Genomic DNA, 18,685 nt, shown 5'->3' with positions numbered 1-18,685 from the left:
CGGCAGGTTGTGAGGCGTTCGGTATGTGCTGGTGCGACAAGGGCCGCTGAGGCAGCGCCCGGGTCTCGTTACGGTTTGGACCGTCGAGCGGCCCCGCAGGTTTGAGGGGCCGTTCAGCGGCCGAAGGCGTGTCAGCCGAAGAACTGCTGCAGTTCGCGGGTGAGGTCTTCGGGACGCTCCTGGGAGAGAAAGTGGCCGGCGCCCTTGAACTCCACGTAGCGCACGTCGCTCGCCTTGCCGTCGAGGAGGGCGGGGACGAAGGCGAAGTTCATGCCGCCCATGGCCAGGACGGGCATGGTCAGCTGGTCGTAGGTGCGGGCGTCTTCGATGTCCTGGCTGAAGGTCTGGTACCAGGCGTTGGACGCGCGGACCGCGCCGGGCTGCTCGTAGGCGGCGGCATAGATGGCGCGGCTGGCTTCGTCGATGGCGTGGGGGTCGAGGGTTTCGAGGCTGATGATGTGGTCGAGCAGGAGCCGGTAGCGGCCTGCGAGGAGCTTTTCGGGCAGGTCGTCGACCTGGTTGAAGGCGAACCACCACAGGTGCGGTTGTCCGGGCTGGGGCATCATCCGCAAGTCGTTGAAGACCTCGCCGGGATGGCCGACCTCCCAGAAGGCGAGCTTGTTGGTGGCTTCGGGGTGGTTGGCGGCGAAGGCGTAAGCGACCATCGCGCCGATGTCCTCACCCGCGATGTTGACCTTCTCGTGCCCGAGGTGGCGGACGAGCTCGTAGATGTCGCGGGCCATCGTCTTCTTGTCGTAACCACCCTCGGGCTTGGCCGAGGCGCCCATGCCGCGGTAGTCGACAGCGATGACCTCATACCGCTCGGCGAGAGCGGGCATGACCTTGTGGAACTGCCACCACGTCTGGGGCCAGCCCGGCAGGAGCACCAGCGGCTCCCCGCGGCCGCCGCTCACGTAGTGCAGGCGGGTTCCGTTGACATCGGCATAGTGATGCGCGAAGCCCTCGAGAGCTTGTTCGGCGAGGGAGGTGGTGGTCATGTCTGTCCTTCGTTGTTCCCGGACAGCAAGGTGGTCCAGGAGGGGATGTGTGCCGGCCTGGCGGCGAACCGCAGCACAAGCCGGTCGGGCGAGCCGGCCAGGCCCACGGTGTGCAAACGGCTGTCCGCCCTCAGCTCGGTGACGAACCACCAGCCGGTAGCCGGGGGGCGGAATGGCTGCGGTACTGCGCCTTGGGAGTGCGACGTCCGGTAGGGGGCCGTAGCCGGCCGGTGTGTCGGCTACGGCCCAAGACCACGTCGCTCGTTCCAGCGACGTGAGGTGGGCATCAAGGCAACAGGACAGCCTTGCCCCGGTTGCGGTGGGCTTCCAAGTCGGCCTGAGCCAGAGCGGCCTCGGCCAAGGGGTAGGTGCGCCAGATCGGCACGGTCAGTTTTCCGGAGGCAGTCAGTTCAGCCAGTTCGGGCAACGCCTCCGGGACGCGGTCGGAGGGGTCCATGCCGGTGAAACGCACACCATGCTGGGCGGCGTTCATGTCGGCTATCGTGATCACACGCTCCGGGCCGCCGACCAGCGCGATCGAGTCGGCAAGCACGCCCGCACCAGAGGTGTCGAACACTTTGTCTACGCCCTGCGGTGCGGCCGCGCGCACCCGTTGAGCCCAGCCGTCGCCGTAGGGAACGGCGATGGCACCCAGGCCCGAGACGCGCTCAAGGTCAGCCGGTGCGGCAGTACCGATGACGGTGATGCCGCGGGCAACCGCGAGCTGTACGGCGATGGCGCCGACGCTACCTCCCGCTCCATGGATCAGCAGCGTCTGACCGGCTTTGAGATCCAGGTGCCGTAGTGCCCGGTAGGCGGTCTCGCCGACTGTGGGCAGGGCAGCAGCCAGTTCCCACGACAGGCCCTGCGGCTTTACTACTGGTGCGGGCATCAGGGCGTACTCGCCGTAGGAGCCTGACGGTGTCACACCGAAGACGTCGTCGCCGACCCGAACACCGTTGACGGCCTCTCCGACGGCGTCAACTACACCGGCAGCGTCCAGGCCCGGGATGATCGGAAAGTGGGCCGGGAAAATGTTGACCAGCTCACCACGGCGGATCTTGTTGTCGACCGGGTTCACCGAGGCCGCCCTCACCCGCACGCGGACCTCATGCGGGGCGGGCTGGGGAACGTCGATCTCTGAGACGGTGAGAACGTCGGGGCCGCCGAAGCGGGTGTAGGTGATAGCGATAGCCATAGGTACTTCCCTGGATGAGCGGCGGGCGCAGTCTTCGCCGGAGTCCTGCGGGGTGGGCCGCGTGGCCCGGGGCGTCGGCCGAGGTGCGTTGCCCTCCGCGGGGGGCCTGCCCCGGACCGGCCGGTCCGGGGCAGGAGTGGCCTTTGGAGCTGGAGGATGGGGTTACTGCGGCATCAGGCCGGCGACGATGGGGAGGATCTTCTGCCCGTTGGCGCCGGTCCAGGACTGGGCGAGTTCGGCCAGGAGCTGGTTGGTGGAGGTGATGGTGGCGCCGCCGGTCTCCATACGGCGCAGGGCGACCTGGTCGGCCAGGGCGGTGGGCGAGCCGCCGGCGTCGGCGACGACCTGGACCTGGTAGCCCTCGCTGAGGGCGGTGAGGGTGGGGAAGACGGTGCAGACGTCGTTGGTGACACCGGCGATGATCAGGTTGCGCTTGCCGGTGGCCTTGACCGCGGCAGCGAAGTTCTCGTCGTCCAGCGCGTTGACGACGCCCTGGCGCTGGACACGGGCCGCGTGCTCCTGGGGGGCGATCTCCTCCAGCTCGGACAGCAGCGGGCCCTGGGCGTAGCTCTCCATCGAGGAGGTCAGGACGAGGGGGATGTCGAGGGCCTTGGCGGCCTTGGCGAGGGCCAGGGCGTTGGCCTTGAGCTCGTCGAAGCCGATGGACCGGACCCATCCCATGGTGCCGACCTGGTGGTCGATCAGCAGCATCGCGGTGTTCTCGGCGTTGAAGGTCTGCTCGGACATGGTGACTCTCTCCAGGTGAGGGTGGCGCGTCTCGCCATCGGGACGACGTTGGGGGATCAGCCAGACCTAACCAAAAGGTACGGTTCTTTGGTCGGCCAATCTTCTCTTCCAACCTACGACGCCTCGTCGCCATTCCCAAGCACCCAGGAAAGTTTTTTCGTCCTGTCCGGACCCGCACCGGGAGCCCTGAGGTGCCTGTGGAGGGGTGCTCTGGTGGTCTTCAAGGAGGTCAGAGCTGTCGGAGGGCGGGGGCGACTTCCCGGGCGAAGAGGGCGAGCTGGCGTTCGTGGTCCTGCTCGGGCCAGTAGACGAAGCCGTTCATGCCGAAGCCTTCGACCAGCTCGTGGATCTGCTCCACCCACTGCTCGGCCGGGCCGTGGAACGGTCCGGTCGAGGTGGGCGTGATCAGACCGTTCAGGTTGTAGACCTTGCGGATCGCGGAGGGGTCGCGGCCGGCCTGGAGTGCGGCGTCGTCGATGCGGGCGGCGGCCTCAGCCAGGCGGTCGGGGCCCAGGTAGGACAGGGAGGGAAGCCAGCCGTCGGCTTTCGCTCCGGTCAGGGCCAGCATGCGGGGCCCGTAGGCCCCGAGCCAGAGACCGAGATCGACAGAGGGCGTGGGACCCGGGTGGATCCCTGCCACCCGGTAATGGGCGCCGCCCGCCCGGGCCGAGCGCTGCCCGCTCCACAGCGCGCGGATGACCTCGATGGCCTCAGCGAGTGCGTCAACGGCTTCGCCCTTGGCGCGCCGCGGGCCGCCCATCGCCTCGATCGCCTCCCAGAAGGCACCCGCGCCCAAGCCCAGGCGCAGACGGCCCCCGGAGAGGACATCGAAGCTGGCGGCCGCCTTGGCCAGCATCGCGGGCGGGCGCAGGGGGAGGTTCGCGACGGTGGGCACGAAGGCGACCCGGTCGGTGCGGGCAGCCAGGAAGGACATGAGGGTCCACATGTCGTGAAAGGCGGCCTGGTAGGGGTGGTCCTGGATCGTGATCAGATCCAGCCCGTCCTGTTCGGCTTGGGCGGCCAGCCGCAGAGGGCCGCCCGCCTCAGCCCACGCGGGCTCGATGTTCGCTCCGAACAACACCGCCATACCCATAGAGATCACCCTTTCCGGACATTCAGTATGGAGCGCCATCCTTGGCCGCGTCCGGATGCGCCACGGCCGCAAATCCCCAGTCGGCGCAGCAACCCCAGCGAGAACATATTGGCCGACCAAAGCGTCGGGTGGGTGGGAGAATGACAGATACCGGCCGTCGGCCGACGTGTTCACCGAGGAGGCTTTCCATGGGCGTAGTGCCGTCTGACTCCGTGCCGCAGGAGATGGTGCCGCGGGCCCCCGGGGCCCCGGTCAGCGAGGCGTTGTTCCGGGCCGCCCGCCTGCACCGCGTGGCGGCGGGGCACCTGCTGCGCACCACCGGTCTCTTCCCTGGCCAGGAGATCCTCATGATGCAGCTGTGGGAGCACGGTGAGCAGCGCCAGTCCGACCTGATCAAGGCTTTGGGACTGGATGCCTCGACGGTCACCAAGATGTTGCAGCGCATGGAGCAGGCCGGATTCGTCACCCGTCGGCGTGCGGAGCTGGACCGGCGCATCATCCTCGTCTCGGCCACCCGGGCCGGCCAGGCGCTGCGCGGCCAGGTCGAGCAGGCCTGGCGTGAGCTGGAGGTCCTCACCGTCGCCGGCATGAGCGACGAGGAGCAGTCCTTGGCGATGCGGATCCTGGAACGGTTCGAGGCCAACCTTGGAACACCGCAGTGCCGCACGCCCGGCCCTGCCTCGGACACCTGAGCCGGCCTGCGGTGCCCAGCAGGATCTCGGGCCCGCCGGGGCACGCCATCAGTTTCGTCAGGCGGCGCGCGGGCGCTTCGTACGTGCGCTGCGGATATCGCGCAGGTAGAGCAGGGCCACGCAGGCGAGGATCCAGGCGGTCAGGATGGCCAGGGCGGACCAGAGTCCGTCGTTGTGGAAGTAGGACATGCCTTGCAGGGCGCGCACTCCGGCGCCGACGGGCAGTACGCCGGAGAGCGGGTGGAGCCAGTCGGGCAGGTAGAAGGCTGGCATCACTCCGCCGCTGGTGGCGTTGCCGAAGATCAGCAGGACCACCGAGGCGATGGCGGCGCCCGCGGATCCGGTCCATTTCACGATGGCCATGGTGGCGCCGCCCGCCGCCATGGCCATCAGTGCGGTCACCACTGCGGTGCCGGCGAAGGAACCGGGTAGGGCGCCGAAACCGGTGTCGCCCGCGAGGAGGGCGACGATGATGCCGCCCAGGGCCCCGAAGAGGGTCAGGCTGGCGATCCGCTGGCGAAAGCGCAGAGCCGGCGCGGCCTGGTAGGTCATCATGCCGAAGAGGTAGCCGGCCAGGACCAGGCCGAAGGCTGCGTAGAAGACCGACAGGCCGCGGGTGTCGCCGGCGGACACCGGAAGGATGTCCTCGCCGGCCGGGGGTGGGCCACCAGGGGTGGCGGCCTGGGCGAAGGCTGCGGTCAGGGTGGCGGTCACGGAGGGGCCGTTTGCGCCGGCGTGGAGCAGCGTGCCGCTGCTCTGGCCGTGGTCGGGGAGGTAGGCGGCGTAGACCTCGCGGTGCTCGACCGCCTCGCGGGCTGCGGCTTCGTCGCCGTAAGGCCGGACCTCGAAGCCGCCGGGGAGGGCGCGCTCCAGGTCGGCTTCCAGGCGGTGCGCCTCGGCGGCGGTGCCGACGGCCGCGACGGGGAGGTCATGCGGGCGCGGGGCGTGGAATGCGGCGAGGTAGACGCTCACGAAGATCGTCCCGATGACCAGGACCACGGCGACGGGCAGCAGGACGCCCTTCAGGCCGGAGCGAGGATGCGGTTCGGGGGCGGGGTCGGGTATGTCGCCGTGGGCGGCCGGCAGGGCGTCGGCGAGATGGAGGGAGGTGGGGGCTGGCATGAAGGAGGAACCGTCCACAAGTTGTAAGGTGCCTGATAACCGAAGCAGTAAAACATAAGTTGCCTTACAAGTGGGGTTCATGTGAGCGAGCAGCCCATCCACACCGGCTATCTGGCCTGGCACTTCGCCCAGGCCATGGCCACCCGCTTGGAGAGGGAACTGCGCACCCTCGAGCTCAACCTGGCGCAGTACAACGCTCTCCAGCAGGCCGATCGCCAGCCGGGGATCTCAAGTGCCGACGCCGCCCGCCATGCCGGCATCACGGCCCAGTCCATGGGGCCCGCCGTGGGCAGCCTCGCCGAACGCGGCCTGATCACACGCTCACCCCACCCCACCAACCGCCGCATCCTGTGCCTGCACATCACCCCCGACGGCTCTGGGCTCCTCGAGCAGGCCAGAGACGTGGTCCGCCGGGTCAATGAAGAGGCACTGGCGGTTCTGGAACCCCAGGAGCAGACCTCGGTGCACCACCTCCTCCACCGTCTGGTCACCCATCTCAACCCCGGCGCCCTGCCCCCCACCGCCGGCCCCACAGCAACGCCCAACCCGTGAGACCAGCCGCGTACCTGCTCGCACCACTCGCGTAGGTGACTGGAGGGCCGCCCCGGCGCGCACGCGGGGGGCCCGTCCTCGTCATACTTCAGAGCTACGCAGCACAGCAGCTCTGCAGGGTGACGCCGACGACGGCCGCTCATCCCTAACGTCGGTGGAGGCACCCTCCCGACACCTCAGACCATGAACACCACTCCCGGCCTGCCACCGCCGTACCCGGTGACAGCCGGCCTCACTCGATGCAGGTGAACGTGAACGACGAGCTCCCCGCCGACCGGCCCGGGGAAGTGAACGCCCTCCACATGGTGGCGCGCACCTTGTTGCAGGATCTGCTGACGCTCAGGCGCGACCCGCTGCCGCCCCTGCGTCGGCCCCGTCGACTGGGCCGGCTGCCCCACGTATGCGTCGCCGCGGCCGCCGTCGTCGTGGTGATCGCCACCAGCGATCAGCTCGGCCACCGCAACCAGCTCGGCCTGAGCTACGGCATCCTCCTCGCGCTGCTCCAAGGCGGCGCGCTCCTGCTCGCTCTCGCCCACCCCGCGCCCGCCTGGTGGCTGTCCCTGACGGGGGCCGGCGTCGCGGCCGCGGTCAGTGCTCCTCATCTCCTTGAGAACACACCCTGGCCGTGGACCATCCCAGGCCTTGTCGCGCACGCCGCAGTACTGCTTCTGCTCTCTCTGCGCGTCCGCACCCCCACCGCATGCGCGGCCCTCGCCGCCTCCATCCTCATCCCCTTCCTGATCGAACTCGCTGCGGGAGCCGGCCGGTACGAGGGCAACAGCTTCCTGACGTTGATGCTGTTCTCGCTCTCCGTCGTATTCGGTGGCACCATGCGCGGTCGGCGCGCGGCCCGGGCGCAGCTGGCCGAGCAGGCCGCGCTGACCACCGCAGAACGAGCACAGCGCACCCTGCTGGAGGAACGCGGACGCATCGCCCGAGAACTGCACGACGTCGTCGCCCATCACATGTCGGTGATCTCCATCCAGGCACAGGTCGCCCCCCACCTCACCGCCAACCCGCCCGAGCTGGCCGAGAACCTGGCAGGCATCCGGCAGAACGCGCTGGACGCTCTGACCGAACTGCGCCGCATGCTCGGAGTACTGCGCTCCGACGACACCGAGAGCCTCCACGGCCCGCAGCCCACCCTGGACGACCTCGATGCTCTGGTGGCCAACGTGCGCGGAACCGGCCTGACCGTGACCACCGAGATAGCGGACCGTCCTGTCCAGCCCCTCGACCCGGGCGCGCAGCCGGCGCTCTACCGCATCGTGCAAGAAGCGTTCAGCAACTGCCTGCGCCACGCCCCCGGCGCCCACGTCCACCTGCGCCTCGCCCACAGCGGCGACGCGATCGAACTCGACATTGCCAACACCGCCCCCACCACACCCGCTCCGCCCTCCCCCGGCTCCGGACACGGACTTCTCGGCATGCGCGAGCGCACCACCATGCTCGGCGGCCACCTCACCGCCGGCCCCGATGACACCGGCGGCTACCGCGTGCGCGCGCGCATCCCGCTCAGCGGGCTCCTCACCGCCCACCGCGATGACGACACGTGCACGGAGAAAAGCACCACATGACACCGGCCCGCGCTGCGACGGCGGCCGCGGTGGACCGGGACGTCGCCGCTGCGGCGCGCCCTGCCCCCAAGGCAGCCGCCCGGTGCACAGCTGCTGTGGCCAGAACAACCGGCCCAACACGAACGAGGACGCCATGCCCCAAGACGCCCACACCCCGCTCCACACCCGCTACGGCGCCGACGACCCCCACGCACTGCGCGAACGCATCCACGAGACCCTGCTCGCAGAGATCACCGGCGGTACGCTGCCGCCCGGCACGCCTCTCGACGAAGAGGACACCGCCCGGCGGCTGGACGTTCCCCACGTTCGGGCGCGGGAAGTCCTGCTGACGCTGGCCTCACAGCGCCTGGTCGAATACACGGGCCCGGACAGCGCACACGTCACCCACACCAGCACCGCCGAAGCCCGGCACACCGCGACCGTCCTGCACGGCCTCTACCGCACCGCCCTCCTCACCGCCCCCTGGCCCCTCACCGACGACCGCGTCCAAGCCGTGCGCAACTGCGCCGCAGCACACACCCGCGCCGCTTCCGCAGGCGATGGCCCCGAAGCCCTCGCCTGCGAACTGGCCCTGTGGGACACCATCCTCCACACCTGCGCCAACCCGCCCCTCCATGACGCCGTCAACCACCTCAAACCCGTATGGCAACGAGCCCACCGCCTCCACCCGCCCACATCAGGTGTCAGCGACGCCGACTGGAACCCGCTCCTGACCGCCTGCGCCACCGGCGACCGCGCACAGGCCCTCCACCACCTCGACCACCACTGGCAGCGCATCGACCGCCGCCTCGCCCACCCCGGGACCTGAGACACCGGGCACCATCAAACGTCAGACGTTCACGACCCATGCAGAGGCTCCCGGCAAAGCGGTCAACGACGTGGCGGCCCGGCGCTGTCTCCCCCACCAGTCGAGGAGGAACGAGCACCGCGTTCAGGACGTCACCACTCCCCTACGCCGCAGCAAGCCGCACTCCCGGCCGGGGAATCTCCGAGGCCGACGGCCGCCAGGTCTCGCCGCCGGGCCGCCGCCGGGGCTCAGCGGGACCGTAGACCCGGCCGCTTGCGGCCAGCCCCGGTACGACAACGCCGCGACGCGGCACAGGCCCGGACTGTCGGAACACGGGTCGAGGCATCGGCCGCCACTTTGCACCCCGAGCGCCGGCTACACCTGACCGGCCTGCCCAGTGGGTGAGACCGCCTGGCCGCCGGTCTCCTGTTGCGCATGCCGGGTCGCGGCGACGGCCAGACTCGCCTCGATCTGCTCCAGAATCTGGACAGCCTCGGCCTGCCGCTCCTTGGGAAGCTGCCCGGCGGTACATTCCTCCAGCTCCGCCCAGACCTCGTCGACCCGGTGGCGCAGGGCGAGGCTGGCCTCGGTCGGCTCGATGATGGTCGCCCGCTTGTCGGTGGGGCTGGGGCGGCGGCGAACGAAGCCCGCGTGTTCGAGCCGCTTGACGGTGCGGGTCATGGTGGCCGCGTCGGAACCGAGCAGCCGTACCAAGTCGATCTGACGCTGCGGCCCCAGGTCCCACAACTGCATCATCACCAGTTCCTGACCAGGGTGAAGGCCGACCCGGCGCAGCAGCTGCCCGGCGAGCATGCGGTGCAGGCGGGCAACCCGGATGATCGCGTGGGCCATCGGCCCGGCCTGGACCGAGGGCGGCAGCGGCATGCCGGCCGCCTCGGCAGTGTCAGGCCGGGGAGCCTCGGAGTCTGGGCCGATCATGTGATGCTGCGCTCCTTCATTTAACTGCTCGAACATCTATATCCTGAGTCTATCGCTCCAGACCGGCCAGGACCGAGCGCTGTTCGGGACGAAATCCACCCATTTTTGAGTCGATCGAGCGAGACAGAATACCCAGGGCACTTTACTTGTTCGAGCAGGTAACGTCAGACTGTGTTCAGCGGTCCTGCGAGGGACCCGCCGCACGAACGAGGAACGATCACATGAACAAGGCTTTCTCCCCCTACGACCTGGCCGGCAAGCGTCTGGCCAACCGCATCGTGATGGCGCCGATGACCCGCAGCCGCGCCTACGGGCCCGGCCAGTCAGCCACTGATTTGATGGCCACCTACTACGGTCAGCGCGCCGGTGCAGGTCTGATCGTCACCGAGGGCGCCCAACCGTCCGTGGTCGGTCAGGGCTACCCCGACACCCCCGGTATCCACTCCGCTGAGCAGGTCGAGGCGTGGAAGAAGGTCACCGGCGCAGTCCACGAGCGCGGCGGGGTGATCTTCCTGCAGCTGATGCACACCGGGCGGGTCGGTCACCCGAGCCTGATGGGCCTGACCCCCGTCGGACCCTCTGCGGTCAAGGCCGCGGGCCAGGTCTACACGAACGAAGGCCCGCAGGATTTCGTCACCCCGCACGCGCTGACCGAGGCGGAGATCGCCCAGACCATCGCCGACTACGCCACCGCCGCGCGCAACGCGGTCGAGGCCGGTTTCGACGGCGTGGAACTGCACGGCGCCAACGGCTACCTGATCCACCAGTTCCTCGCCCCGAACTCCAACACGCGCACCGATGCATGGGGCGGCTCCCGGGACCGCCGTATCCGCTTCGCGGTGGAGACGGCGCAGGCAGTCGCCGAGGCGATCGGGCCGGAGCGGGTCGGTTTCCGCATGTCGCCCGGCAACCCCTTCAACGACATCTCCGAGGCCGACCAGGACGACGTGGAGCTCACCTACGCCGCTCTGGTCGAGGCGCTGGCTCCGTTGAACCTGGCCTACCTGCACCAGATGGAGTCCGCCGGGGCCCGCGGGCTGACGCTTCGGCTGCGTCGCCAGTGGCCGGGCACCTTCATCCTCAACCCGTTCACCGGCACCGAGCCCACCGGCCCCGAGGAGCTGGGCTTGATCGAGGACGGCGCCGCCGACCTGATCGCCTACGGCGCCCTGTTCCTGGCCAACCCCGACCTGCCCGAGCGCCTCGAACGCGGTGGCCCCTTCAACACCCCCAACCGGGCCACCACCTACGGCGGCGACGAGCACGGCTACACCGACTACCCCGCCCTGCCCTGACCCCACACACACGACCGACCCAAGGAACGAAGGCACCCGCAATGAACGCTGGCCCCACCAGCTCGGCAGCCCCGAAGAAGCCCAAAGCGCGGCTGAACGGCACCGTCGACCGCACGACCACGATTAACGCCCCCTCCCTAGAGCAGCTGGATCTCACGTCCAAGCGCGTACTTGTCGTCGGCGGGACAGGGGGCCTGGGCCGGGCCGTGGCCCAGCAGGCCCTGGATCTCGGCGCCGAGGTGACCGTGGTCGGACGGACCTTCCGCGACCAGGCCACGGACCGGCTGGCCTTCGTCCAGGCGGACCTGTCCTCGATGCGCGAGGCAGTCCGACTGGGCAAGGAGCTGCCCACCGAAACCTACGACGTCGCCTTCTTCTCCCTGGGCATCATGGCCGCCAAGACCCGCGAGGAAACCGCCGAGGGCATCGAGCGGGACCTGGCCGTCAGCTATCTCAGCCGCCTCGCGGTGCTACAGGGCCTCAGTTCCAGGCTGGGAGCCGCCCGCCCGATCAGCGCCCGCCAACCTCGGGTGTTCATCATGGGAGCACCCGGGGCCGGCAACATCGGCCGGCTCGAGGACCTGAACTCCGAGCGCGGCTACAAACCGATGGCCGCGCACATGACCACCGTCGCCGGCAACGAGATCCTCGTACTCGCGGGCCACCGCAGGCTGCCCGGCCCGGCGTACTTCGGCCTGAACCCCGGACTCATCAAAACCGACATCCGCTCCAACTTCCTCGGCGAGGGCAGCCTCCTGCACCGTCTGGCCGAAGTTGCGGTCGGCGTGGCTGGGCCCTCCCCGCAGACCTACGCGACGAGAATCGTCCCCCTGCTGTTCACCGACGACCTCAATGGTCGAACCGGTCTGATGTTCAACAACAAAGCCCAGGTCATCCTGCCGAGCGCCGGACTCGACACGGCCTACAGCGACCGCTTCCTGGACGCCTCAGAAGCACTCCTGCGCCGCGCCGCAGGCTGACCCCGAAAACCGCCACCATCAAGGCCGCGTTTCGCGTCCCGAGGAGAGACCCCCATGACGTTCACCGTCACCGACGTCCCGAGCCTGCCCGCCGGGTTCACCGACACCTTCACCAGCCGCTCCGTCACCACCAGGGAGGTCACCCTGCACGCCGTCGTCGGCGGTGACGGCCCGCCGCTGCTGCTCCTGCCCGGCTGGCCCCAGTTCTGGTACAGCTGGCGCCTGGCCATGCCCGCCCTCGCCGAGCACTTCACCGTCATCGCCCCCGACCTGCGTGGCATGGGTGCCAGCGACAAGCCCGCCACCGGCTACGACGCCGCCACCCTCGCCGACGACATGGCCGAGCTGATGACGGCCCTGGGCCACGACCGCTTCGCCGTCGTCGGCTACGACCTGGGCATGCTGGTCGCCTACGCCCTGGCCGCAACCCACCGCGACCGCGTCACCCGTTTCGTCGGCGCCGAGGCGATCCTCCCCGGCCTCACCCCGTTCCCGCCGATGCTGACGGACCCGGCCACCAACGAGTTGATGTCGCACTTCGTCATCAACCGCCTCGCAGACCTCAACGAACGCCTGATCGCCGGTCGCGAGGAGATCTACTTCGGCCACCAGTTCGCGACCAAGACCGCCACCCCCGGCGCCATCCCGCAGTACGCCGCGGACCTGTACGTCGACCATCTGCGCGACCCGGCCGCCCGGCGTGCCAGCTTCGAGTACTACCGCACCCTCGATACCACCGCCGAGCACGTCCAGCGCTGGCGCGACCAGGGACCGCTGACCATCCCGGTCCTGGCCATCGGCGGCCAGTACAGCACCGGCACCATCCCCGCGGAAACCATGCGCCTGGTAGCCACCGACGTCACCGAACTGGTAATCCCCGGAGCCGGTCACTTCCTGCCCGAAGAAGTTCCGCAGGAGCTGACGAAGCGGCTGCTGGAATTCCTGCGCTGACCCGACCGGTCAGCATCAGCCGCGAGGTGAGGGGCCCAGTGAACGCTCCCTCACGCGCTTCCTGACGGCGGACGCAGCCACCCAGGAAACGGAACGGCGCCCCGGAGGCCGGCGCCAGCTTGCCCGGGATGCAGATCACATGCCGAATCCGGCCATGGGAGCCATGCTGAAAGAAGGCCTCACGGGACGGGACAGGCTGTGACCTGGCCGTTGGCGCGCACCGGCCGGGAGGCGCCCGCCCCGACAGCTCCGGCAGGACGGTTCTACGGGGCGGCGGCTCACGAGCTTGTCCGGCATCGACTCGTGTGGCGCGGGCGGCCAGCGCAACGCACAGGATGCTGCCGGACGCGCCTGCCATGGGAGCAGCTCCCGCAATGCACCGGCCGTGTCCCAGCGGATGCCGGTGGGCGCCCGCGGAACCCGACTTTCACTGGGGCCGGTCGCCAGGGGTTTCGATGGCGTTCGTGTTCACCGACGGTTCGAAGGCGACGATGGACCGCCCACGGTCGTGGGCAAGGCTCTTTCGTCTGGCGACGCCGCCGCCTAATTCAGCAGCTTTGTCGAGAGGACGACCGATGAGCATGCCCTATCTCGCCCAGGCCGAGCAGCAGGAGACTCTTGAATGGCTTCACGGCGGCACTTTCTCGGTCCTGCTCGATGGACGGGCGACCGACGGTCAGCTCACCGTGGGCCGCTTCCGCGTCCCGAAGGGGGAGGCCCCGCCGTTCCACCTGCACACCCGGGAGGACGAGATCTTCCTCCTCATCCAGGGCTCCGCGCTGCTGTGGGTGGGCGACGAGCAGATGGAACTTTCCGAAGGAGGCATCGTCTACCTGCCCCGCAATGTTCCCCACGGCTACCGCATCACGTCCGACACCGCGGACCTCCTCATGATCACAACGCCGTCGGGGATCGAGGGCATGTTCCGCCAGGCGGGACGTGACGTCACCACTGACCGGCCCGAGGGTTTCGAAATTTCACGCGACGTGCTCGCCGAAGCCGCCGACCTCTACGGCCAGGTGATCGTCGGACCGCCACGCTGAGGCTGTCGTGCGCTGCTGCCAGGCGCCACCCCGCCACCGTGAGGGGTCTGATCAAGCCGCACCCCAGGAGCCTGCGCTCCCACGACCGAGCGCCATGGTGAGCAGCTGCGTTCCTGGGGAGAGTCCTGGAAGTCACCTACGCCCGACTTCGCAACCCTGCGGGCCGGTAGCTCAACAACGACCTCGACGACCTGCACTTCCTCGCGTGTGCGGCTGGGTACGCCAGCTACGTCGTCGCCGAGAAGAAGACCGGACACCTCCTGCAGGCAGCGTTCTCTGGCCGCCCCACGCGCACGCATCCACCTCAACGCCTACGGCCTGGGCAGCGAGGATCCCGGAAGGATGCGGCACGGTGCTACAAGGCCCTCGCAACAACGCGTCGCCTACGTGACGCCAGGTTGGGTCAGTACATGTACCCCTCGCGCCACCGCCGGGCCCCCAGAATCGAAGCAGACCTCTTCGATGGCAGCGCACGCACGGTCCGGACGGGATGGGGCCCAGGTCGCGACTGCGGTGCGTGGAGTGGGGGTGCTCATGAGCAGGTTCCTCTCGGCGGCGGCACTGTAGTGAACCGTTTCGCCGACCCGGCACTCCCGCCGACACACAGCACCACACGGACGCCACAAGCAGTCACCAGACCGCGCTCCAGTATCTGGGTAGCAGTGGTCCCGGAAGGGGTGCAACGCGCTCGCGTAACAGCGCGTTGCACGCGTTGCGCCAGGTCAAGAACGCAACGCACGGTTGCGTTCGACCGCGTTGCACCGCCGGTGTTGCAGGGCGCCCGCGTGCAGACGGCGGGACTACCTCCTGCCGTCCGCGCCCCAGCCGCCGAGGAAGTCGGCCAGGGCACGGCGCTGCTGCTCCTCGCGGGCGATCTGCTGCGCGAGCACGGTGCGGTCGATGTACGGGTCGACGGCGGCGAGGACCAGGCGCTGGAGTTCGTCCGGCTCCAGTGCCTCCACCTCCCACTGGACCAGGCGCTCGATGTCGAAGCCGTAGCGGCGGGCGAAGGCCGGCCACCTCGGGTCGCCGCTCTTGCCCTCGGTCGCCGGGAGCCCGTACGCGCGCATCTGCTCGTAGGTGAGCAGCACCCGGGTCACCGAGCTCCAGCAGCCCGTGCGCTCTACCCAGTCCCGCCCGATGTCCTCGCCGGAGCAGTCGAAGTCGCCGACCACTGCAAGGTGGGCTTCGCGTTGCTCCCGGTTGACGCGGTCGCGGACGACATCGGCGTAGGACTGGGAGCTGAAGCCGCGGACCACGAGCACGGGGATGCCTGCGAACTCGAGCCAGCCGGGCAGCTGCTGGCGGAGGGTGTCCTTCTCGGCGGCGACGTACAGGGCCTGCTTCTGGCCCGTGGTGCGGTCCAGGCGGAACCAGGCGGGCATCTCGGCGACGAATGCGTCCGCGTCCGGCCAGGCCGGTGGGACGTGGACTTCGCGGATGGTGTCGATCAGGTCGGGGAAGCGGCCCTCCCGCCGGGCCTGGGCCAGCTGCGAGGACAGCCGGCGGTACATCGGCGGCGTGTGCGGCAGCACGCCCTCAGCCGCGAGGCGGTACATCACCTGCCTGAGCGTGACTTTCAGCGGCGCGTACCCGTCCACGATCTCCCGGGCGCGGTCCACGACGAGAGGCCACCGGATCCGTTCACGAGCCATACCGGTACATGTACCCCTGCGGCGGCACCGGCCCCCCGGACACGGGACAGACCTCTTCGTCCGGCTATCGCGGACAAAGAGGTGTCGTTTTCCGAAGAGGGCTTGCCCACGGCATCTGACCTGCACGAATGTAAGATCACCAGATTCGGGGGGTCCCACTCACGGTCACACCTGCGGTCCCCCGCCTAGTACAACCGTGCAGATAACCCTCCAGCCACCCTCCGGTGCAACCCGTCGCGGAGTATCAGCGGGAGGGCTCCCAGGCTTCCGGGCCGGCGCCTCGCCACTCCACGAAGTCGGGGTCGGTGAGGTCCACGTCGTCGGCGTTCTCCAGCCCGGCGGCCGCGAGGAAGACCCGGATGTCGGCCGGTCGGTGCGCGACCCCGATGGCGACGCCGTCGTAGCGCACCCGGCGCCAGCCCTGCTCATCGGGCGGGTAGACGATCAGCTTCGCGGACATGCGCCCAGCCTGTTCCCGTCGCCCCCACTTCGCCTAAGGCTTGCCCAGGCTTTCAGGCTTCTTCGTCCTTTCACCCCCCACACGGGATACGCCCGCCCGGTGCCATGGCAGTGGCGGCACGATCCGTCGCCTCCGGAGGAGCCATGCGCGTTGAAGTTGTCGACGGCATCGCGCAGGAGCCGGGCGAGGCCGTCGACGTGACCAGCGTGGAGGGCAAGCTGGTGGCGCTTGCCGACCATGATCTCCAGCGCGGTCCCGGGCGTGGCAGCGCCCAGTTTGTAGGTGATGTCGCGGGTGACCGTCGTGATCAGTTGATGTAGCTGGCTCATCGTCTCCCCGCCTGACAGTTCCACTCGCGCGGTGAAGCCGATGTCGCCGGGCTGGGTGAGGGAGAGGAACGCCCAGATGGTCCGCTCCTACGTCGCCGGCCGCCGCAAGCAGATCCTGCTGCTGGCCGGCCGGGGCCCGGATTCGGTGTTCATCCCGCAGTCCCACGTCCCCGGCGCGGAGGCCGAAGTGGACTTCGGGGACGTGCACATCGTGCTCGCAGGGGTCCCCACCCGCTGCTACCTCTTCTCGTTCCGCCTGTCGTACTCGGGCAAGGCGGTCCACCGGGTCTTCGCCTCCTGCGGCCAGGAAGCGTTCATCGAAGGCCACGTCCACGCGCTGAAGACCCTGGGCGGCGTCCCTCGCGGCAGGGTTCGCTACGACAACCTGAAGGCGGCGGTCTCCCGGGTGATTGGGCTGGGCCGCATACGGGTGGAAGCCGAACGCTGGACCCAGTTCCGCTCGCACTGGGGCGTCGATGCGTTCTACTGCCGGCCTGGAATCGAAGGCGCCCACGAGAAGGGCGGAGTGGAGGGCCAGGTCGGGTACTTCCGGCGCAACCACTTCGTGCCCGTGCCCGTCGTCGACTCGCTGGCTCAGCTCAACGAGATGGTCTCCCAGTGGGACATCGACGACGAGGCCCGCCGGATCAGCTCCCGCCCCCACACGATCGGCGAGTACTTCCGCTCCGAACAGCCACGGCTCAAGCCTCTACCGGAGGAGCCGTTCGAGACGGGCCGCTGGTTCACCCCGCGAGTGGACCGCTACAGCCAGATCACCGTCCGCACCAACCGGTACTCGGTGCCGGTCCGCCTCATCGGTCAGTCGGTGCGGGTGCTCCTGCACGCAAACGACCTGGTCGTCTACGACGGCCGCAACGAGGTCGCCCGGCACGAGCGCCTCAGCACCAGGGGCGGCTCCCAACTCGTCCTGGACCACTACCTCGAAGCTCTCATCCGCAAGCCCGGCGCCTTCCCCGGCTCGACCGCGCTGGAGCAGGCCCGTTCAGCGGGCAGGTTCACCCCGGTCCATGACAACTGGTGGGCCGCGGTCCGGCCGGCGCACGGCGATGCCGAAGGCACCCGAGCCCTGATCCAGGTGCTGCTGCTGGGACGCCATGCGGCACGAACACGTCGTCGCCGGCCTGGCCGCGGCCTTCCGGGCGGGCGCCCTCACCGCGGACGCGGTCGCGCTGGAGGCCCGCAGGGCCGCCGAGGGCGACAGCCCAGCGCCACCCTCTCCGGCACCCGAACCACCTGCCCCAGCGGTCGAGGAACACGCGACGGTGACCTTCCTCGCCGACTACCGGCTGACCCACCTGCCGCCCGACACCCGGCCTCTGCCCTCGGTGGCCGCCTACGACCAACTGCTCAACCGCCGCCGGACCGGCGGCCACGGCACCAGCCAGGGAGACGCGACATGACTATCCCCCGCCAGCGCGAAATCACCGAAGAAGCCGCCACCCCCGCGATCGACCAGGCATGCCGCATGCTGCGGCTGCCCACCATCCGAAGCCAGTTCCCCGACCTCGCAGCCGCGGCCTCCCGCGAGCAGATGTCCTACCGCGGGTTCCTGGCCGAGCTGCTGATGTCCGAGTGCGACGACCGGGCCCGACGCCGGTCCAAGCGCCGGATCAAAGCCGCTGCCTTCCCCCGCGACAAGTCCCTGCGGGCCTTCGACTTCGACGCCAACCCGAACGTCGACCCGGCGGCCATCCACACGCTGGCCCAGTGCGAGTGGGTCCGCAAAGGCCAGCCGCTCTGCCTGATCGGCGACTCCGGGACCGGCAAGTCCCACCTGCTGATCGCGCTGGGCACCGAGGCCGCGATGAAGGGCCACCGGGTCCGCTACACCCTCGCGACGAAGCTCGTGAACGAGCTCGTCGAGGCCGCCGATGAGAAGCAGTTGACCAAGACCATCGCCCGCTACGGCCGCGTCGATCTCCTCTGCATCGACGAACTCGGATACATGGAACTCGACCGTCGTGGCGCCGAGCTCCTCTTCCAGGTTTTGACGGAGCGGGAGGAAAAGAACAGTGTTGCGATCGCCTCGAACGAATCGTTCGGAGGCTGGACCAAGACGTTCACCGACCCCCGGCTCTGCGCGGCCATCGTCGACCGCCTCACCTTCGGCGGCAACATCATCCAGACCGGAACCGAGTCCTACCGCCTCGCCCACACCAAGGCCCAAGCTGATCGCGCCGAAGTTGGCTGACCAGCAGTTCTTCCCCAAAATGCTGGGTCATTCGAGGAGAGCGCCCGTATGTTGG

18 protein-coding genes and 1 pseudogene are annotated in these 18,685 nt (G+C 69.3%); 11 read left to right on the top strand and 8 right to left on the bottom strand.

Annotation, left to right across the window (positions count from 1 at the left end; translation table 11 throughout):
• Nucleotides 1-131: 131 nt before the first annotated feature.
• The 4 genes from ACFWUQ_RS01750 to ACFWUQ_RS01735 all read right to left on the bottom strand — a co-directional run bounded on the left by ACFWUQ_RS01750 (nucleotide 132) and on the right by ACFWUQ_RS01735 (nucleotide 4,036).
• Complete coding sequence (locus ACFWUQ_RS01750) at nucleotides 132-998, bottom strand: alpha/beta fold hydrolase (RefSeq protein WP_384531529.1); 867 nt, start codon at nucleotides 996-998, stop codon at nucleotides 132-134.
• 286 nt (nucleotides 999-1,284) lie between these two features.
• Nucleotides 1,285-2,196 (bottom strand): NADP-dependent oxidoreductase, encoded by a 912-nt coding sequence (locus ACFWUQ_RS01745; protein WP_384531527.1) that lies wholly within the window; start codon nucleotides 2,194-2,196, stop codon nucleotides 1,285-1,287.
• Between the two features lie 162 nt (nucleotides 2,197-2,358).
• Nucleotides 2,359-2,943, bottom strand: a complete 585-nt coding sequence (locus ACFWUQ_RS01740) for an isochorismatase family protein (RefSeq protein ID WP_384531526.1) — start codon at nucleotides 2,941-2,943, stop codon at nucleotides 2,359-2,361.
• Between the two features lie 229 nt (nucleotides 2,944-3,172).
• Nucleotides 3,173-4,036, bottom strand: coding sequence for an LLM class flavin-dependent oxidoreductase (locus ACFWUQ_RS01735; protein WP_384531524.1), 864 nt, complete (start codon nucleotides 4,034-4,036; stop codon nucleotides 3,173-3,175).
• A 188-nt stretch (nucleotides 4,037-4,224) separates the two neighbouring features.
• On the opposite strand from ACFWUQ_RS01735, the gene ACFWUQ_RS01730 reads away from it, so the two are divergent.
• On the top strand, nucleotides 4,225-4,728 hold the full coding sequence (locus ACFWUQ_RS01730) for a MarR family winged helix-turn-helix transcriptional regulator (protein WP_384531522.1): 504 nt from the start codon (nucleotides 4,225-4,227) through the stop codon (nucleotides 4,726-4,728).
• Nucleotides 4,729-4,785: 57 nt separating this feature from the next.
• Here the strand turns inward: ACFWUQ_RS01730 and ACFWUQ_RS01725 are convergent, their stop codons facing one another.
• Entirely contained in the window at nucleotides 4,786-5,850 is a 1,065-nt protein-coding gene (locus ACFWUQ_RS01725; RefSeq protein ID WP_384531521.1) for an ABC transporter permease, read from the bottom strand.
• Nucleotides 5,851-5,931: 81 nt separating this feature from the next.
• Between ACFWUQ_RS01725 and ACFWUQ_RS01720 the strand changes: the two genes are divergently transcribed.
• The 3 genes from ACFWUQ_RS01720 to ACFWUQ_RS01710 all read left to right on the top strand — a co-directional run bounded on the left by ACFWUQ_RS01720 (nucleotide 5,932) and on the right by ACFWUQ_RS01710 (nucleotide 8,787).
• Nucleotides 5,932-6,402 (top strand): MarR family winged helix-turn-helix transcriptional regulator, encoded by a 471-nt coding sequence (locus tag ACFWUQ_RS01720; RefSeq protein WP_384531519.1) that lies wholly within the window; start codon nucleotides 5,932-5,934, stop codon nucleotides 6,400-6,402.
• A 239-nt stretch (nucleotides 6,403-6,641) separates the two neighbouring features.
• A complete protein-coding gene (locus ACFWUQ_RS01715; RefSeq protein WP_384531518.1) occupies nucleotides 6,642-7,979 on the top strand; it encodes a sensor histidine kinase in 1,338 nt (445 codons plus the stop codon).
• 133 nt (nucleotides 7,980-8,112) lie between these two features.
• Nucleotides 8,113-8,787 carry a GntR family transcriptional regulator gene (locus tag ACFWUQ_RS01710; RefSeq protein WP_384531517.1) on the top strand — a complete coding sequence of 225 codons (675 nt, stop codon included), beginning with the start codon at nucleotides 8,113-8,115 and terminating at the stop codon, nucleotides 8,785-8,787.
• A gap of 354 nt (nucleotides 8,788-9,141) precedes the next feature.
• Here ACFWUQ_RS01710 and ACFWUQ_RS01705 read toward each other — a convergent pair whose 3' ends face one another.
• Nucleotides 9,142-9,651, bottom strand: coding sequence for a MarR family winged helix-turn-helix transcriptional regulator (locus tag ACFWUQ_RS01705; protein ID WP_384531644.1), 510 nt, complete (start codon nucleotides 9,649-9,651; stop codon nucleotides 9,142-9,144).
• 275 nt (nucleotides 9,652-9,926) lie between these two features.
• On the opposite strand from ACFWUQ_RS01705, the gene ACFWUQ_RS01700 reads away from it, so the two are divergent.
• The 4 genes from ACFWUQ_RS01700 to ACFWUQ_RS01685 all read left to right on the top strand — a co-directional run bounded on the left by ACFWUQ_RS01700 (nucleotide 9,927) and on the right by ACFWUQ_RS01685 (nucleotide 13,974).
• A complete protein-coding gene (locus tag ACFWUQ_RS01700) occupies nucleotides 9,927-11,000 on the top strand; it encodes an alkene reductase (protein ID WP_384531516.1) in 1,074 nt (357 codons plus the stop codon).
• Between the two features lie 41 nt (nucleotides 11,001-11,041).
• Nucleotides 11,042-11,980: an NAD-dependent epimerase/dehydratase family protein gene (locus tag ACFWUQ_RS01695; protein WP_384531515.1), complete on the top strand. Its 939-nt coding sequence runs from the start codon at nucleotides 11,042-11,044 to the stop codon at nucleotides 11,978-11,980.
• Between the two features lie 54 nt (nucleotides 11,981-12,034).
• Nucleotides 12,035-12,931, top strand: a complete 897-nt coding sequence (locus ACFWUQ_RS01690) for an alpha/beta fold hydrolase (protein WP_384531514.1) — start codon at nucleotides 12,035-12,037, stop codon at nucleotides 12,929-12,931.
• Between the two features lie 575 nt (nucleotides 12,932-13,506).
• Nucleotides 13,507-13,974, top strand: a complete 468-nt coding sequence (locus tag ACFWUQ_RS01685) for a cupin domain-containing protein (RefSeq protein ID WP_384531512.1) — start codon at nucleotides 13,507-13,509, stop codon at nucleotides 13,972-13,974.
• 800 nt (nucleotides 13,975-14,774) lie between these two features.
• Here the strand turns inward: ACFWUQ_RS01685 and ACFWUQ_RS01680 are convergent.
• Both ACFWUQ_RS01680 and ACFWUQ_RS01675 read right to left on the bottom strand, forming a co-directional pair.
• On the bottom strand, nucleotides 14,775-15,629 hold the full coding sequence (locus ACFWUQ_RS01680; RefSeq protein ID WP_384531511.1) for a hypothetical protein: 855 nt from the start codon (nucleotides 15,627-15,629) through the stop codon (nucleotides 14,775-14,777).
• A 244-nt stretch (nucleotides 15,630-15,873) separates the two neighbouring features.
• Complete coding sequence (locus ACFWUQ_RS01675) at nucleotides 15,874-16,089, bottom strand: hypothetical protein (protein ID WP_383805084.1); 216 nt, start codon at nucleotides 16,087-16,089, stop codon at nucleotides 15,874-15,876.
• Nucleotides 16,090-16,232: 143 nt separating this feature from the next.
• Between ACFWUQ_RS01675 and ACFWUQ_RS01670 the strand changes: the two genes are divergently transcribed.
• The 3 genes and pseudogenes from ACFWUQ_RS01670 (at nucleotide 16,233) to istB (ending at nucleotide 18,630) form a co-directional block, all read left to right on the top strand.
• Nucleotides 16,233-16,409 carry a hypothetical protein gene (locus ACFWUQ_RS01670; RefSeq protein ID WP_384531509.1) on the top strand — a complete coding sequence of 59 codons (177 nt, stop codon included), beginning with the start codon at nucleotides 16,233-16,235 and terminating at the stop codon, nucleotides 16,407-16,409.
• 49 nt (nucleotides 16,410-16,458) lie between these two features.
• Nucleotides 16,459-17,274, top strand: a pseudogene (istA, locus tag ACFWUQ_RS01665) (IS21 family transposase); the annotation flags it as partial.
• A 561-nt stretch (nucleotides 17,275-17,835) separates the two neighbouring features.
• Nucleotides 17,836-18,630 (top strand): IS21-like element helper ATPase IstB, encoded by a 795-nt coding sequence (gene istB / locus ACFWUQ_RS01660; RefSeq protein ID WP_384531642.1) that lies wholly within the window; start codon nucleotides 17,836-17,838, stop codon nucleotides 18,628-18,630.
• Nucleotides 18,631-18,685 lie beyond the last annotated feature (55 nt).

Source organism: Streptomyces sp. NPDC058662 (genome assembly GCF_042716255.1).
Classification (GTDB): Bacteria; Actinomycetota; Actinomycetes; order Streptomycetales; family Streptomycetaceae; genus Streptomyces.
This window is presented reverse-complemented; position numbering and strand designations above follow the sequence as displayed.

Coding starts and splice junctions, on each gene's coding strand:
- ACFWUQ_RS01715 (WP_384531518.1), top strand. CDS start 6,642: ATGCAGGTGAACGTGAACGACGAGCTCCCCGCCGACCGGCCCGGGGAA.
- ACFWUQ_RS01725 (WP_384531521.1), bottom strand. CDS start 5,850: ATGCCAGCCCCCACCTCCCTCCATCTCGCCGACGCCCTGCCGGCCGCC.
- ACFWUQ_RS01705 (WP_384531644.1), bottom strand. CDS start 9,651: ATGCCGCTGCCGCCCTCGGTCCAGGCCGGGCCGATGGCCCACGCGATC.
- ACFWUQ_RS01695 (WP_384531515.1), top strand. CDS start 11,042: ATGAACGCTGGCCCCACCAGCTCGGCAGCCCCGAAGAAGCCCAAAGCG.
- ACFWUQ_RS01740 (WP_384531526.1), bottom strand. CDS start 2,943: ATGTCCGAGCAGACCTTCAACGCCGAGAACACCGCGATGCTGCTGATC.
- ACFWUQ_RS01750 (WP_384531529.1), bottom strand. CDS start 998: ATGACCACCACCTCCCTCGCCGAACAAGCTCTCGAGGGCTTCGCGCAT.
- ACFWUQ_RS01735 (WP_384531524.1), bottom strand. CDS start 4,036: ATGGGTATGGCGGTGTTGTTCGGAGCGAACATCGAGCCCGCGTGGGCT.
- ACFWUQ_RS01680 (WP_384531511.1), bottom strand. CDS start 15,629: ATGGCTCGTGAACGGATCCGGTGGCCTCTCGTCGTGGACCGCGCCCGG.
- ACFWUQ_RS01685 (WP_384531512.1), top strand. CDS start 13,507: ATGAGCATGCCCTATCTCGCCCAGGCCGAGCAGCAGGAGACTCTTGAA.
- ACFWUQ_RS01710 (WP_384531517.1), top strand. CDS start 8,113: ATGCCCCAAGACGCCCACACCCCGCTCCACACCCGCTACGGCGCCGAC.
- ACFWUQ_RS01670 (WP_384531509.1), top strand. CDS start 16,233: ATGCGCGTTGAAGTTGTCGACGGCATCGCGCAGGAGCCGGGCGAGGCC.
- ACFWUQ_RS01675 (WP_383805084.1), bottom strand. CDS start 16,089: ATGTCCGCGAAGCTGATCGTCTACCCGCCCGATGAGCAGGGCTGGCGC.
- ACFWUQ_RS01690 (WP_384531514.1), top strand. CDS start 12,035: ATGACGTTCACCGTCACCGACGTCCCGAGCCTGCCCGCCGGGTTCACC.
- ACFWUQ_RS01745 (WP_384531527.1), bottom strand. CDS start 2,196: ATGGCTATCGCTATCACCTACACCCGCTTCGGCGGCCCCGACGTTCTC.
- ACFWUQ_RS01730 (WP_384531522.1), top strand. CDS start 4,225: ATGGGCGTAGTGCCGTCTGACTCCGTGCCGCAGGAGATGGTGCCGCGG.
- istB (WP_384531642.1), top strand. CDS start 17,836: ATGACTATCCCCCGCCAGCGCGAAATCACCGAAGAAGCCGCCACCCCC.
- ACFWUQ_RS01700 (WP_384531516.1), top strand. CDS start 9,927: ATGAACAAGGCTTTCTCCCCCTACGACCTGGCCGGCAAGCGTCTGGCC.